Source organism: Brevundimonas vesicularis, from assembly GCF_032067225.1.
GTDB lineage: Bacteria > Pseudomonadota > Alphaproteobacteria > Caulobacterales > Caulobacteraceae > Brevundimonas > Brevundimonas vesicularis_F.
The window spans coordinates 35,576-48,603 of the sequence record NZ_DAMBJX010000021.1 but is presented as its reverse complement, the minus strand read 5'-3'; the positions used below and the strand labels follow the sequence as shown (position 1 = coordinate 48,603).

The 13,028-nt window shown below is 66.1% G+C and carries 12 protein-coding genes; 1 reads left to right on the top strand and 11 read right to left on the bottom strand.

Annotated features, from left to right (window positions below; all coding sequences use genetic code 11):
• Positions 1-2,364 (bottom strand): DNA polymerase III subunit alpha (gene dnaE / locus RT123_RS07450; protein WP_313008570.1); only part of this gene is annotated, 2,364 nt, incomplete at its 3' end.
• A 396-nt stretch (positions 2,365-2,760) separates the two neighbouring features.
• Here dnaE and msrA point away from each other — a divergent pair.
• On the top strand, positions 2,761-3,384 hold the full coding sequence (msrA, locus tag RT123_RS07445) for a peptide-methionine (S)-S-oxide reductase MsrA (protein WP_313008569.1): 624 nt from the start codon (positions 2,761-2,763) through the stop codon (positions 3,382-3,384).
• Here the strand turns inward: msrA and RT123_RS07440 are convergent, their stop codons facing one another.
• The 10 genes from RT123_RS07440 to nuoN form a co-directional block, all read right to left on the bottom strand.
• Positions 3,385-4,089 carry an ABC transporter ATP-binding protein gene (locus RT123_RS07440; protein WP_313008567.1) on the bottom strand — a complete coding sequence of 235 codons (705 nt, stop codon included), beginning with the start codon at positions 4,087-4,089 and terminating at the stop codon, positions 3,385-3,387. It abuts the gene before it with no gap.
• Complete coding sequence (locus RT123_RS07435) at positions 4,082-5,368, bottom strand: lipoprotein-releasing ABC transporter permease subunit (RefSeq protein WP_313008566.1); 1,287 nt, start codon at positions 5,366-5,368, stop codon at positions 4,082-4,084. Before RT123_RS07435 ends, RT123_RS07440 begins: the two co-directional genes overlap by 8 nt.
• The gene (gene proS, locus RT123_RS07430; RefSeq protein ID WP_205680900.1) at positions 5,365-6,681 is read right to left on the bottom strand and encodes a proline--tRNA ligase; all 1,317 of its coding nucleotides are present in this window, start codon (positions 6,679-6,681) and stop codon (positions 5,365-5,367) included. The genes RT123_RS07435 and proS overlap by 4 nt, the downstream gene beginning before the upstream one ends.
• A 77-nt stretch (positions 6,682-6,758) precedes the next feature.
• On the bottom strand, positions 6,759-7,025 hold the full coding sequence (locus tag RT123_RS07425; protein WP_055753501.1) for a DUF1467 family protein: 267 nt from the start codon (positions 7,023-7,025) through the stop codon (positions 6,759-6,761).
• Positions 7,026-7,034: 9 nt separating this feature from the next.
• Positions 7,035-7,373: a DUF3088 family protein gene (locus RT123_RS07420; RefSeq protein ID WP_313008565.1), complete on the bottom strand. Its 339-nt coding sequence runs from the start codon at positions 7,371-7,373 to the stop codon at positions 7,035-7,037.
• A 40-nt stretch (positions 7,374-7,413) separates the two neighbouring features.
• Positions 7,414-8,322 (bottom strand): hypothetical protein, encoded by a 909-nt coding sequence (locus RT123_RS07415; protein ID WP_313008564.1) that lies wholly within the window; start codon positions 8,320-8,322, stop codon positions 7,414-7,416.
• Between the two features lie 56 nt (positions 8,323-8,378).
• Positions 8,379-10,052: a ribonuclease J gene (locus tag RT123_RS07410; protein ID WP_313008563.1), complete on the bottom strand. Its 1,674-nt coding sequence runs from the start codon at positions 10,050-10,052 to the stop codon at positions 8,379-8,381.
• Entirely contained in the window at positions 10,053-10,832 is a 780-nt protein-coding gene (locus RT123_RS07405) for a type III pantothenate kinase (protein WP_174085202.1), read from the bottom strand.
• The gene (locus RT123_RS07400; protein WP_165116617.1) at positions 10,829-11,578 is read right to left on the bottom strand and encodes a biotin--[acetyl-CoA-carboxylase] ligase; all 750 of its coding nucleotides are present in this window, start codon (positions 11,576-11,578) and stop codon (positions 10,829-10,831) included. The genes RT123_RS07405 and RT123_RS07400 overlap by 4 nt, the downstream gene beginning before the upstream one ends.
• Before the next feature lie 4 nt (positions 11,579-11,582).
• Positions 11,583-13,025, bottom strand: a complete 1,443-nt coding sequence (nuoN, locus tag RT123_RS07395) for an NADH-quinone oxidoreductase subunit NuoN (protein WP_313008562.1) — start codon at positions 13,023-13,025, stop codon at positions 11,583-11,585.
• Positions 13,026-13,028 lie beyond the last annotated feature (3 nt).

The window sequence follows — 13,028 nt, the reverse complement described above, 5'->3', positions numbered from 1 at the left end:
CGCCAGCTTGTCGGTGTTCGACAAGTCCAGGCTCATGGACGCCGCGAAAAACTCGACCGGCTGATTGGCCTTCAGCCAACCCGTCTGGAACGAGATCAGGGCGTAGGCGGCGGCGTGGGACTTGTTGAAGCCGTATCCAGCGAACTTGGCGACCAGGTCGAAGATGGAGCCGGACTGCGATTCCGGCACGGCCTTTTCGGCGGCGCCCTTGACGAAGCGGAGGCGCTGGAAATCCATCTCCTCCTTCTTCTTCTTGCCCATGGCCCGGCGCAGCAGGTCGGCCTCGCCCAGGCTGTAGCCCGCCAGGATCTGGGCGATCTTCATCACCTGTTCCTGGTAGATGATGACGCCGTAGGTTTCGGTCAGCACCTCTTTCAGGCTGGGGTGCAGATAATCGACCTCGGCGCGCCCGAACTTGCGGTCGATATAGGTGTCGATCATCTCCATCGGACCCGGCCGATAAAGCGAAATCAGGGCGGTGATCTCTTCGATGGAGCCGCACCGCATCTTGCGCAGGGTGTCGCGCATGCCCTGGGATTCCAGCTGGAACACCCCAACCGTCTGGCCCGAAGCCATCAGCTCATAGGTGCGCGCATCATCCAGCGGCAGGCTGTTCCAGTCCTTGGCTGCGCCGCGCCGTTCGAGATAGCCGCGCGCCCGATCCAGCACCGTCAGCGTCTTCAGGCCCAGGAAGTCGAATTTCACCAGACCCGCCGGCTCGACCCATTTCATGTTGAACTGGGACGCCGGAATGGTGGAGCGCGGATCCTGATACAGCGGCACCAGTTCCGTCAGCGGCCGGTCGCCGATGACGATGCCGGCGGCGTGGGTCGAGGCGTTGCGGTAAAGCCCCTCCAACTCCAGCGCGGTTTCCAGCAAGGTCTTCACCGCCGGCTCGGCGTCGCGCGCCTCCTTCAGGCGCGGCTCGATGTCGATGGCCTGGGCCAGGGTGACGGGCGCGGCCGGATTGTTCGGCACCATCTTGCAGAGCCGGTCGACCTGACCCAGCGGCATCTGCAGCACCCGGCCCACGTCGCGCAGCACGGCCCGCGCCTGCAAGGTGCCGAAGGTGATGATCTGGGCCACCCGGTCCTTGCCGTAGCGGTCCTGCACATAGTCGATCACCTCTTCGCGCCGCTCCTGGCAGAAGTCGATGTCGAAGTCGGGCATGGAGACGCGTTCGGGGTTCAGGAACCGCTCGAACAGCAGGCCGAACCGCAACGGGTCCAGATCGGTGATGGTCAGGGACCAGGCGACCAGCGAGCCGGCGCCGGAGCCACGCCCCGGCCCCACGGGAATGCCGTGGGTCTTGGCCCATTTGATGAAGTCCGACACGATGAGGAAGTAGCCGGGGAAGCCCATCTGCTGGATGATCCCGACCTCCCACTCCAGGCGGGTCCAGTATTCCTCTTCGGGCACGGCCGGCGTGACCTCGGTCAGGCGGACCTTCAGCCCCTCGCGCGCCTGGTGGGCCAGTTCGTCGGCCTCGGAGCGACCGGCCCCGGTATCGAAACGCGGCAGGATGGGCGCGTGCGTATTGACCAGAAAGGCGCAGCGCCGCGCGATGTCGATGGTGTTGTCGCACGCCTCGGGCAGGTCGGCGAACAGCTCACGCATGACGGCGGCGGGCTTGAACCAGTGTTCGCCGGTGATGCGACGGCGATCCTCCTGGCCGGTGAAGGCGCCGTCGGCGATGCACAGCAGGGCGTCGTGAGACTTCGCCTGCGCCGCCTTGGCGTAATAGACGTCGTTGGTGGCGACCAGCGGCACATCGTTGGCGTAAGCCCATTCGACGAGGCCCGGCTCGGCGCGCTTTTCGTCCTCCAGCCCGTGGCGTTGCAGCTCGACGTAGAAGCGGTCGCCGAACGCCGCCTTCATCGCCGACAGGGCGGCGGCGGCTTCGGTCTTCTTGCCTTGGGCGAACAGCGGATCGATCGGTCCGTCCGGGCCGCCGGACAGCAGGATCAGGCCTTCGGAGCGGGCGATCACCTGCTCCCAGGCCACGCCCGGCTCGGCCATTTCTCCGGCGTCCAGATAGGCGGAAGACGACAGGGCGCACAGGTTCAGCCAGCCGGCTGTATCCTGAGCCAGCAGAACCACGGTCGGAACCTTGGCCCAGCGGGCGTTGATCTGGCCGCCGATGCCGAAAACCGGCAGGGCGCAGGCCACGAGCGGCTGAACGCCTGCATCCTTCGCCGTCTGGCTAAACTCCAGCGCGCCGAACAGATTGGCCCGGTCCGCCACCCCGACCGCCGGCATTCCGGCGTCGGCCGCCAGCTTGCCGACCTTGGCCGCCTTGATCGCGCCTTCCAGCAGCGAATAGGCCGAACGGACCCGCAGATGGACAAAACCCTGACTGTTCACCGGCTCTTTCACGCCTTCTTCGACCCTGGCCCGCTAACGAGCCCTACCTACCCTGAGTCTCATATCGGGCGTCGCGCGGCCATTGCAAACCGGCCGCCCGACCGATCGGCTGTGGATCGCTGGCTTCAGACGGTCCGCGAAAAAACACCGTCTAAAGTGTCCAATTCGTCTGATCTCAGGCGGAGACGCTGATCGCCACGGTCCAGACCATCCATACGAAACCGCCGCACGACGCCAGCGACAGCATATCCCTCATCAAACGCGGCATGACCTTGGCTCCGAGACATCCGATATGTTCTGCTAATGTTCTATGTTGGCGTTTTGTTCCGGTCAAGTCGTTCTCGGTGAAACCGTTTGCGCGTCGCCGTCGTAGTCATTGCAACAGGAGATGAGACCATGTCCCTTCGCGCGACCGCCCTCGCCGCCGTTGCATCCTTGACCGTCGTTGCGCTGGCGGTCGGCGCGCCCCTGGCCCGTCAGGCCGAGGCGCAGACGGCGCTTCAGACCGCGATCTTCGCCGGCGGCTGCTTCTGGTCGGAGGAGAAGGCCTTTGATGACGTGCCGGGGGTGCGCTCGGCCGTGTCCGGCTTCGTCGGGGGCCATACCGCCAACCCGACTTATGAGCAGGTGGTGCGCGGCGGCACGGGCCATATGGAGGCGGTGCAGGTGATCTTCGATCCGCGCGTGGTCAGCTATCGTACTCTGGTCGATCGCTATTGGCGCACCATCGACCCGACCGATCCGAACGGTCAGTTCTGCGACCAAGGGCCGTCCTATCGATCGGCCGTCTTTGCGACAGCGGCCCAGCGCGCGGACGCCGTCGCCTCGCGCGATGCGGCGATGCGGGTGTTGAGAAAGAGCTTCACCACGCCGGTCGTCGGCGCCCAGCGGTTCTGGCCGGCCGGCGAGGAGCACCAGAACTACGCCAAGCGCCACGCCGCCAGCTATCAGGCCTACCGGATCGGATGCCGCCGCCCCGAACGCCTGCGAGCGATCTGGGGCGACGCCGCCGTCAGCTGATCAGTAAGCGTGGCTTTGAGCTTCGCGCTGTTCCAGATGACCGTCCTTCAGGGCGAAGACACGGTCCATATGGCCGGCCAACTCCATATTGTGGGTGGCGATCAGGGCGGCGACGCCCGTGGTCTTGGCCAAGTTGCGCAGGGATTCGAACACGGATTGGCTGGTGGTCGGATCCAGATTGCCTGTCGGCTCGTCGGCCAGCAGCAGGCGTGGGCCGTTGGCCAGCGCGCGACCGATGGCGACGCGCTGCTGTTCGCCGCCCGACAGCTGAGCCGGCTGGTGCGTCAGGCGTTCGCCTAGCCCCAGGGCCGTCAGCGTGACCTCGGCGCGTTTGCGCGCCTCGTCCTGGGCCACCCCGGCGATCCGCATCGGCAGGGCGACATTGTCGCGCGCATCGAACTCGGGCAGCAGGTGGTGGAACTGATAGACGAAGCCGATCCGGCCCAGGCGCAGGCGTGTGCGGGCGCGCTCGTCCAGATCGCCGACCTGTTCGCCGTCGATGGCGACCGTGCCGCTGGTGGGCTTTTCCAACAGGCCCGCGGCGTGCAGCAGCGACGACTTGCCCGAGCCCGACGGTCCGATCAGCCCGACCAGTTCGCCCGGATAGACGTCCAGATCCACGCCCTTCAGCACGGTCAGGCCGCCTTGGGCGGTGTCATAGGTACGGGTCAGGCCGCGCACCGAAAGGATGGGAGCCTTACTCATAGCGCAGCGCCTCCACGGGATCGATGCGAGACGCGTTCCAGGACGGCGGCAGGCTGGCGATACAGCTCATCAACAGGGACCAGAAGGCCACCCAGGTCACGTCCACCGGATCGACCAGGGCCGGAATGGCGTCCAGCATATAGACGTCGGAATCGAACAGCTTGGTCTGCAGGACGAACTCCAGGAAATGCTGGATCGAACCGATGTTCCAGCAGAACAGCAGCCCCAGAATCAGGCCCGCGATGGTGCCCGCAACCCCGATCATGGCGCCGGCCATGAAGAAGACGCGCAGGATCGCCGAGGGACTGGCGCCGATGGTGCGCAGGATGGCGATGTCACGGCCCTTGTTCTTCACCAGCATGACGATGCCGGAGATGATGTTCATGGCGGCGATGGCGACGACGAGGCCCAGAATGATGCTCATGGCCACGCGTTCGACCTTCAGCGCGCCGTAGAAGGCGGCGAGCCGCTCGCGCCAGTCGCTGACGACCGAGCCGGGACCGGCGGCGTCGCGTATGGCGGCGGTCAGGGCGCCGACCTGATCGGGATCGTCCACCTTGATCTCGATCGCGTCCCAGACGCCTTCCTTGCCGAAGAAGAGCTGCTGCTGCTCCAGCGGCATGAAGATGAAGGCGCGGTCGTAGTCGGCGGCGCCCGAACGGAATAGGCCGCCGACGAAATAGGTCTTCTCAAGTCCGCCGAGGTTGCCGAAGGCGCTGTCGGCCCCGGTCGGCGAATACAGGGTCACAGGATCGCCGACGCTCAGGCCCATGGAGTTGGCCAGGGCCGCGCCGACCAGAATGCGGTCGCCGCCATAAGGCCCCTTGCCGAAGCTGGCGCGCTCCTGCGGGCTTAAGCTGTCGAAGACATACTGGGTCTTGGCCAGATCCTCAGGACGGATGCCCTTGGCGATGGCGCCGGTCGTATAGCTGCCGACGCGGATCAGGCTTTGGGCCTCGTTCAGCGGACTGGCGCTGGCGACGCCGGGCACGGCCTGGATGCGCTTAAGGGCGGCTTCGCGATCCGGCGAGGTCAGGACCTGGCCCTGCACATACATATGGCCGTTGAACGCCAGCATGCGGCCCAGCAGTTCGCTGCGGAAGCCGGACATGATGCTCATCACGCTAATCAGGACGGCCACGGCCAGCATGATGCCGATGAAGCTGATGACGGCGATGGTGGCGACGCCGCCTTCCTTGCGCTTGGCGCGCAGGTAGCGCAGGGCCAGGCCGATCTCCCACGAGGAGAAGGCGCCGGACGGACGGGACGGCAGGCTCAAGCGGTCAGCCTTTCGATAGCTTCGGCGAGCGGCACGGACACCTTCTCGCCAGTGGCGCGGCGTTTCAGTTCGACCACGCCGTCCGCCAGTCCCTTGGGACCGATGGTCAGCTGCCACGGCACGCCGATCAGGTCGGCGGTGGCGAACTTGCCGCCGGGACGTTCGTCGGTGTCGTCGTAGAGGACGTCCTTGCCGAGCTTTTCAAGCTGGGCCACCGCGTCCTCGCAGGCCGCCGAGACGGCCTCGTCATTGGCGCGCAGATTGATCACGACCACGTCGAACGGCGCGACCGCATCGGGCCAGATGATGCCGCCGGCGTCGTGGCTCGCTTCGATGATGGCCCCCAGCAGGCGCGACACGCCGACGCCATAGCTGCCCATGTGGACCTCGGCGTCCTGACCGTCCGGACCGGCGACCTTGGCCTTCATCGGGGCGGAGTATTTCGTGCCGAAGTAGAAGATGTGGCCGACCTCGATGCCGCGCGCCGACAGGCGGTCGCCCTCGGCGGTCTTGGCCTCGAACTGCGCCGGATCGTGCATCTCTTCGGTGGCGGCGTAGAGGGCGGTGCGTTCGTCGAAGACGGCCTGGACGGCCTCCGGGCTGAAGTCGTCGCCGGGCGCGGGCATCTCGACCAGCTTGCGGTCGCAGAAGACCTCGCTCTCGCCAGTTTCGGCCAGGACGATGAACTCGTGGCTCAGATCGCCGCCGATGGGGCCGGTGTCGGCACGCATCGGCACGGCCTTCAGGCCCATGCGGGCGAAGGTGTTCAGATAGGCGACGAACATGCGGTTGTAGGCGACGCGGGCCGCGGCCTCGTCCACGTCGAAGGAATAAGCGTCCTTCATCAGGAACTCGCGCCCCCGCATCACGCCAAAGCGCGGACGGCGCTCGTCGCGGAACTTCCACTGGATGTGAAACAGGTTCAGCGGCAGCGACTTGTAGGACTTCACATAGGCCCGGAAGATGTCGGTGATCATCTCCTCGTTGGTCGGTCCGTACAGCAGCTCACGCTCATGCCGGTCGGTGATGCGCAGCATCTCGGGGCCGTAGGCGTCATAGCGGCCGCTCTCGCGCCACAGATCAGCCAATTGCAGGGTCGGCATCAGCAGTTCGACGGCCCCTGCCCGCATCTGTTCCTCGCGCACGATCTGCTCGATCTTGCGCAGCACCTTCAGACCCAGCGGCAGCCAGGCGTAGATGCCTGCTGCCTCCTGCTTGATCATGCCGGCGCGCAGCATCAGCTGGTGCGAGACGATCTGGGCGTCCGAAGGAGCTTCCTTCAGCGTGGGCAGGAAAAAGCGCGACAGGCGCATGGTCGGGAATCCTAGGCGTAGAGACGGAACAAGGCTTTAGCCGCTCGGACGGGGCGAAAGCTAGGCCGATGCGTCGTTTAGACAGCCGGGCCGCTGGCGAAGTTCGGCAGGGGCAGCCAGCCCGTGAAGATCAGGACCATGACGAATACCCAGACCAGGGCCGAGACCCAGGTGGTCGTCAGGAACTTCTTCTTCAGATTGGGCGTCTTGGGCGCGCCCCATTGAGAGCCGTCGGTCGGCGGCTCGTGCGTCTCGCTGGCCGTGCCCAGCGGCAGCACGGCGAACAGCACCGTCCACCAGGCGATGATGTAGATGCCGACCATGGTGAAGACGCCGATGGGCATGACGGACCTCTAGGGATGGGGCCGGCCGACGCCGTAGCGGGCCGCCAGATAGGGAGCGATGGCGTGATCCTGAAGAAACCGCCGGCCGGTCGTTGCGCTGACCTCGGCCTCGGGCCAATCCAGCTCGCCGTCCAGGATCAGGATGGGGCAGCTTTGATGCGCCTCGCCAACTTGGTCGATGACCGGCTGGCGTGGGCGCGGATGGTCCAGATAGACGACGTCCAGCGCGTCGCGAAGCTGAGGATAGAAGGCCAGGACACCCTCGATATAGGCCCCGGGCGGGCAGAACCACGGACCGCCCTGGTCGTCGTGCCAGTCGGGATTCAACAGGAAGAGTCGCTCGGTCATCGGCGTGGATATATCCGAGTTGAGGCCGTCGGCGCGACCGCTATTCGCACGATGCGCCGAACCCCGGCGCCCGTAGCGCCAGAAGGATCGAAGAGCGCGCCTGCTGCGTGATCGCTCCGGCGCCTTGCAGCACGCAGCCGACCGCCGTGTTGGAGTTGGGCGCCAGAAGGCCGTAGGTCAGACCCTCCTGCGCCAGCCGCGCCTGGGCGCCCTTCAGCATTTCGACGGCCGTCGCGACGCGCGCCGGGTCGTTGGTGATGCGCGTCATCTCGTGCAGCGCCTCGCCCGAGCTTGGAAAGTCATAGGCGTTCGGATCGAACGGCGCGATCTCGGCCGACAGCCGCTCGGGATGAATGTCGATGCCGAACTTGGCGTTCTGGCTGGCGGAGAAGGCGATGGCCGGCCCGCTTTTCGGCACGACCAGAATGTAGGCATGGCGCGGAAACAGCAGATATTGCGCCATGAACTTGGTCACCGGCACCAGCGGCATCCCGTCCGGTCCTAGGGCATGGGCGCCGACATAGACGCCCGACGGCACGCTGCGCGCATCGATCCGGCCATTCAGCTTCAGGATGCGATCGACCATGACGTGGTCGAGCAGAAAGACGCCGTCCTCCGCCTCGCGCTCCAGATAGGCATGGATAGCGGCGGTGTCGGGCGCTGGTCCCAGATCGCGGCCATAGACGGTCGGAAAGGCGGTCGGCGACATCGGCTGGCCGTCGGGTGGGCTAAACCACAGCACGCGCAGCTCGTGAACGGTCCGCGCCAGGGGGTCTTCGCCCCGGAACGTCGACAGGCTGAGCACCAGATTGACAAAGGCGAACAGGGCGACGAAGCCGACCAGCCCCTGCCCCGCAATCACCGCCCATCGCCGCCAACCGCGCAGCGGATGACGGGCGTGCCGAATCCGCTCCAGCAGGCGGCGCGCACGGGCAGGCTTTTTCGACATGCGTTTCCCCGACCGTTCAGGCGCACGACCAATGCACCCGAAAGGTCAAGGTTGCATTAGACGCGCAGGACGACCGTCTCGACGATTGGACGACGATCCCAGATCTGCTGGCTGGCCTTTTTCAGCACGCGGGCGACGGCCTGTTCGATGACCAATTCGTCGTCCAGCGCATCGCCCTTAAGGCCCTTCACCACCTGTTCGACGCGCTCGGCCAGCTTGTCCAGCGCATCGCCGAGCGGCGTGGCGGTATCGCCGGGCAGGCCGACGCTGCGGATGTCGATGTCGCTGGCGATGCGACCGCGCTTGTCCAAAGCAAAGCTGACGATCAGCACGCCGTTGGTCGAGGCGTGACGACGCTCCTTCAGGGCCTCGCCTTGCTCGGTCACCAGCATGCCGCCGTCGACATAGAGGCGGCCGTTCGGCACCTCGTCGATGATCTTGGCTGGGCCAGGGGCCAGGCGGACCATGTCGCCGTTGCGCGGCGTCACCGTTTCGGGAACGCCCATGTCCTTGGCCAGGTTGGCGTGTTCCAGCAGGAAGCGGCGCACGCCGTGGGTCGGCACCGCAATCTGCGGCCGGGCCCATTCGTACATCTGCTTCAGCTCGTCACGGCAGGGGTGGCCCGAGACGTGGATGCCGGGGTGATCCTTCTCGGTGTAGAGACGCACACCGCGATCCGCGAGGCGGTCTTGCAGATTGCCGATCGCCAGTTCGTTGCCGGGGATCTGGCGCGACGAGAAGATGCAGTGGTCGCCCAGACCCAATTTCACGACCGGATGGGTGCCGTCAGCGATGCGCGAAAGGGCCGCCCTCGCCTCACCCTGGCTGCCGGTGCACAGATACAGGATCTGATCGGCGGGCCAGACGCGGGCCTCCTCGTCCGACAGGAAGGGCTTCACGTCCTTCAGCATGCCGACGTGCTTGGCCGCCGCCGTGATCCGGTGCATCGACCGGCCGGCCAGGGCCACGCGACGCCCGCAGGCCTCCGCGGCGCGGATCACGCTGTCCATCCGGGCGACGTTGGAGGCGAAGCAGCCGACGGCGACGCGCCCCTTCAGGCTGGCGATCAGCTTGGAGATGGCGACGGCGACATCGCCCTCGGACCCGGCGACGCCCGGCACGAAGACATTGGTCGAATCGCAGACCATGGCCAGCACGCCTTCGTCGCCCAGGGCGCGGATGACGGGGGCGTCGGTCTTGGTCCCGATCACCGGCTGGTCGTCGATCTTCCAGTCGCCGGTGTGGAACACCATTCCCAGCGGCGTATCGATGGCCAGGCCGCTGGGCTCGGCGATCGAGTGGGTCATGTTGACGAAGGTCACGCCGAACGTGCCGATATCGACGGTCCCGCCCAGCGGCACCTCGATCAGTTCGACCTCGTCCAGAATGCCGCGCTCGCGCAGTTTGTCGCGGATCAGATAGGCGGTGAAGGGCGTGGCGTAGATCGGCGCCTTGATGCGCGGCCACAGCCAGCCCAGGGCGCCAATGTGATCTTCGTGCGCATGAGTCAGCACTATGCCCTTGATGTTCTCACCCTCCAGGAAGGTGGGATCGGGCACGATCACATCCACGCCGGGCGTAGACAGGTCGCCGAAGGTGACGCCGACATCGACGATCAGCCATTCACGGTTAGCCTCTGGGCCGAAGCCATAGGCGTTCAGGTTCATACCGACCTCGTCCGAGCCGCCCAGCGGCAGGAAAACGAGTTCGTCTTGGGTTTGCTTTTTCATTCAATCAGTCAAATGGGCGTTACGACGCCAGATTTCGAGGAGGCCGCGAATAGTCAGGTCGGGATCGAAGTGATCGATGCTGTCGGTCGCGCCTTCGAACAGGCTGGCGACCCCGCCGGTGCCGACGACGGTCATGGGCTTGCCCCACTCCGCCTTGATGCGCCCGACCAGGCCTTCGATCAATGAGATATAGCCCCAGAAAACGCCGGACTGCATGGCCTCGACCGTGCCCTTGCCGATGACGTTCTCGGGTTTCTGAATGGCGATGCGCGGCAGTTTGGCCGCCGCTTCGTGCAGCGCCTGAAGCGACAGATTGATGCCGGGCGCGATCAGGCCGCCCTCGAAGGCGCCGTCGCCCGAGACGATGTCGAAGGTCGTCGCCGTACCGCTGTCGATCAGCAGAAGGTCGCCGGGATACATCAGCGAGGCGCCCACAGCATTCACCAGACGATCGGCGCCCGCTTCGCTGGGCTTGGCGATCCGCACCTCGATGCCCAGCTCGGCGTTCTCGCCGATGACCAGGGGTTCGATGTTCAGATAGCGCCGCGCCAGATTGCGCAGGTTGAAGATCGACTGCGGCACGACGCTGGAGATGATGCAGCCGCCCAGGGCGTCGAACTTCAGCCCCTTCATCACCATCAGCTGGTTCAGCCAGACGGCGTATTCGTCGGCCGTGCGACTGGCCTCGGTCGCGGCCCGCCATTGGGCGATCCAATCCGAACCGTCGTGAACGGCGAACAGCGTGTTGGTGTTGCCCTGCTCGATGGCGAGAAGCATCAGGCGGCTTTCCCGAAGAAGACATCGCCCGCAGAAATCAAACGCACGGAGCCGTCGGTCAGACGCAGGCGCAGGGCGCCATCCGGCTCCACGCCCTCGGCCTGTCCCTCGATCGTCTCGTTATCTAGTCGCGCGACGCACGGTCCGTTGAGGCCCGTCAGGCGGCTGGTCCAGGCGTCCAGCACGGGCTCGAAGCCCATCGTCTGCCAACGCCCCCACCAGACGGCGAAGGTCTCGGCCAGGATTTCGGCAGCGGCCTCGATGGGCGGGACATAAGCCAGGTCGGCGCGCAGACGCTCGGCAACCGAGGTCGCCCCCCGCTCGGTGCCCTCTGGCGCGTGGGCCAGGTTCACGCCGATGCCGACCGCAAGCCAGAGGTCGCCGTTCGCGTGACGACCGGATTCGACCAGGATGCCCGACACCTTGACCCCGTCCAGCAGGACGTCGTTGGGCCATTTGATCGAAACGAGCGCGGGCGAAACGAAGACGTCCAACAGGTCTGCGACGGCGAGGGCGGCGATGAAGGTGGCCTGGGCCGCCTCCGCCGCCGACTTGGGCGTGGTGATCAGAAGGGTGGCGGCCAGATTGCCCTGATCGGTGTCCCACTTGCGACCCCGCCGGCCGCGACCGGCGGTCTGGCGGCGCGCCACGATCCAGCGCGGCCCCGCCTCTCCGGCCTCGGCAAGACGGCGCGCCTCGGCGTTGGTCGAGTCGATCTCGTCGAGGATGACCAGAGGGACGGGCGCCAACGCCCTACCCGTTCCCGAAGCCGGCGCTCGCAGCCTTGGTCAGCGGCTCCAGCCAAGTCAGACCGACGATCACCAACGGGAAGGCGAAGGCAGCGCAGGCCCAGCCGATCCACTTCGCCTCGACAGGCGCGGCGTCGGTGACGATATCGTCCACCGGCGCATCGAACCACATCAGCTTGAGAATGCGCAGATAGTAGAAGGCGGCCACGACCGAGGCGACCAGACCCGCAGCCGCGACGGGCCACAGACCTGCATCGGCGGCGGCGCCGAACACATAGTATTTGCCCCAGAAGCCCGAGAACGGCGGCATACCCAGGACCGACAGCGACAGGATGGTCAGGGCCACGGCCGTCAGCGGACGATCCTTCTTCAATCCGGCCAGATCGGCGATGCGGCGGATCGGACGGCCCGACTTGGACAGGCTGAGCAGGATGGCGAAGAAGCCCAGCTGGTCGATGACATACAGCGTCATGAACATCAGCATGGCCTGCAGGCCCTCGGCCGTGCCCGCCGCAATGCCCAGCAGGGCGTAACCGATGTTGGCGATCGACGAATAGGCTAGCAGGCGCTGGATGTCCTTTTGCGCCAGACCGCCGAAGGCGCCGACGACGAAGCTGATCAGGGAGATGGCGATCAGGACCTGCGACCACTGAGCGTGGGCGTCGCCGAAACCGTTTTCCAGCGCGCGAGCGATCAGCACCATGGCCGCCACCTTGGGCGCCGTGGCGAACAGGGCCACGACCGGCGTCGGCGCGCCTTCATAGACGTCGGGCGTCCACATGTGGAACGGCGCGGCCGATACCTTGAACGCCAAGCCGCAGATCAGGAAGACCAGGCCGAAGACCAGGCCCGGGCCGGGATTGTCGGCGGCGACGGCGGCGATGTCCTCGAACCGCATCGAGCCGGCGAAGCCGTAGATGAGGCTGGCGCCATACAGCAGCAGGCCCGACGACAGCGCGCCCAGGACGAAATACTTCAGGCCCGCTTCCGACGCCTTGACGTCGTTGCGGTGGAAGGCGGCGAGCACATACAGGGCCAGCGAGTGCAGCTCGATCCCGACATACATGGAGATCAGGTCGCCCGAGGACGCCATCATCCCCATGCCGGCCGAGGCCAGCACGATCAGGACCGGATATTCGAACTTGGCGATGCGCGTGCGCTTCATCCAGCCGTCACCCAGCACGACCGCAACGGCGGCCGGCAAATAGATCAGGCTCTTGGCGTAGATGGCCAGCGGATCGGCGATATAGGCGCCGTTGAAGGTGACGCCCCACGGTCCGACGATCGAGATGACCGATGCGGCGATCAGCAGCAGGACCGACAGGATCGAGACCAGACGGGCGCTCTTGTCGCCCATGAAGGCGCCGACCATCAGCAGGACCAGGGCGCCGACCGCGAGGGTGACTTCCGAGGCGGCGAGATGCAGGGCGGAGGATAGATCAGGCATCTG

Bases quoted from the DNA above. Each gene is read 5' to 3' on its own strand.
- msrA (WP_313008569.1), top strand. From the start codon at position 2,761: ATGTCCCTTCGCGCGACCGCCCTCGCCGCCGTTGCATCCTTGACCGTC.
- RT123_RS07440 (WP_313008567.1), bottom strand. From the start codon at position 4,089: ATGAGTAAGGCTCCCATCCTTTCGGTGCGCGGCCTGACCCGTACCTAT.
- proS (WP_205680900.1), bottom strand. From the start codon at position 6,681: ATGCGCCTGTCGCGCTTTTTCCTGCCCACGCTGAAGGAAGCTCCTTCG.
- RT123_RS07425 (WP_055753501.1), bottom strand. From the start codon at position 7,025: ATGCCCATCGGCGTCTTCACCATGGTCGGCATCTACATCATCGCCTGG.
- RT123_RS07420 (WP_313008565.1), bottom strand. From the start codon at position 7,373: ATGACCGAGCGACTCTTCCTGTTGAATCCCGACTGGCACGACGACCAG.
- RT123_RS07415 (WP_313008564.1), bottom strand. From the start codon at position 8,322: ATGTCGAAAAAGCCTGCCCGTGCGCGCCGCCTGCTGGAGCGGATTCGG.
- RT123_RS07410 (WP_313008563.1), bottom strand. From the start codon at position 10,052: ATGAAAAAGCAAACCCAAGACGAACTCGTTTTCCTGCCGCTGGGCGGC.
- nuoN (WP_313008562.1), bottom strand. From the start codon at position 13,025: ATGCCTGATCTATCCTCCGCCCTGCATCTCGCCGCCTCGGAAGTCACC.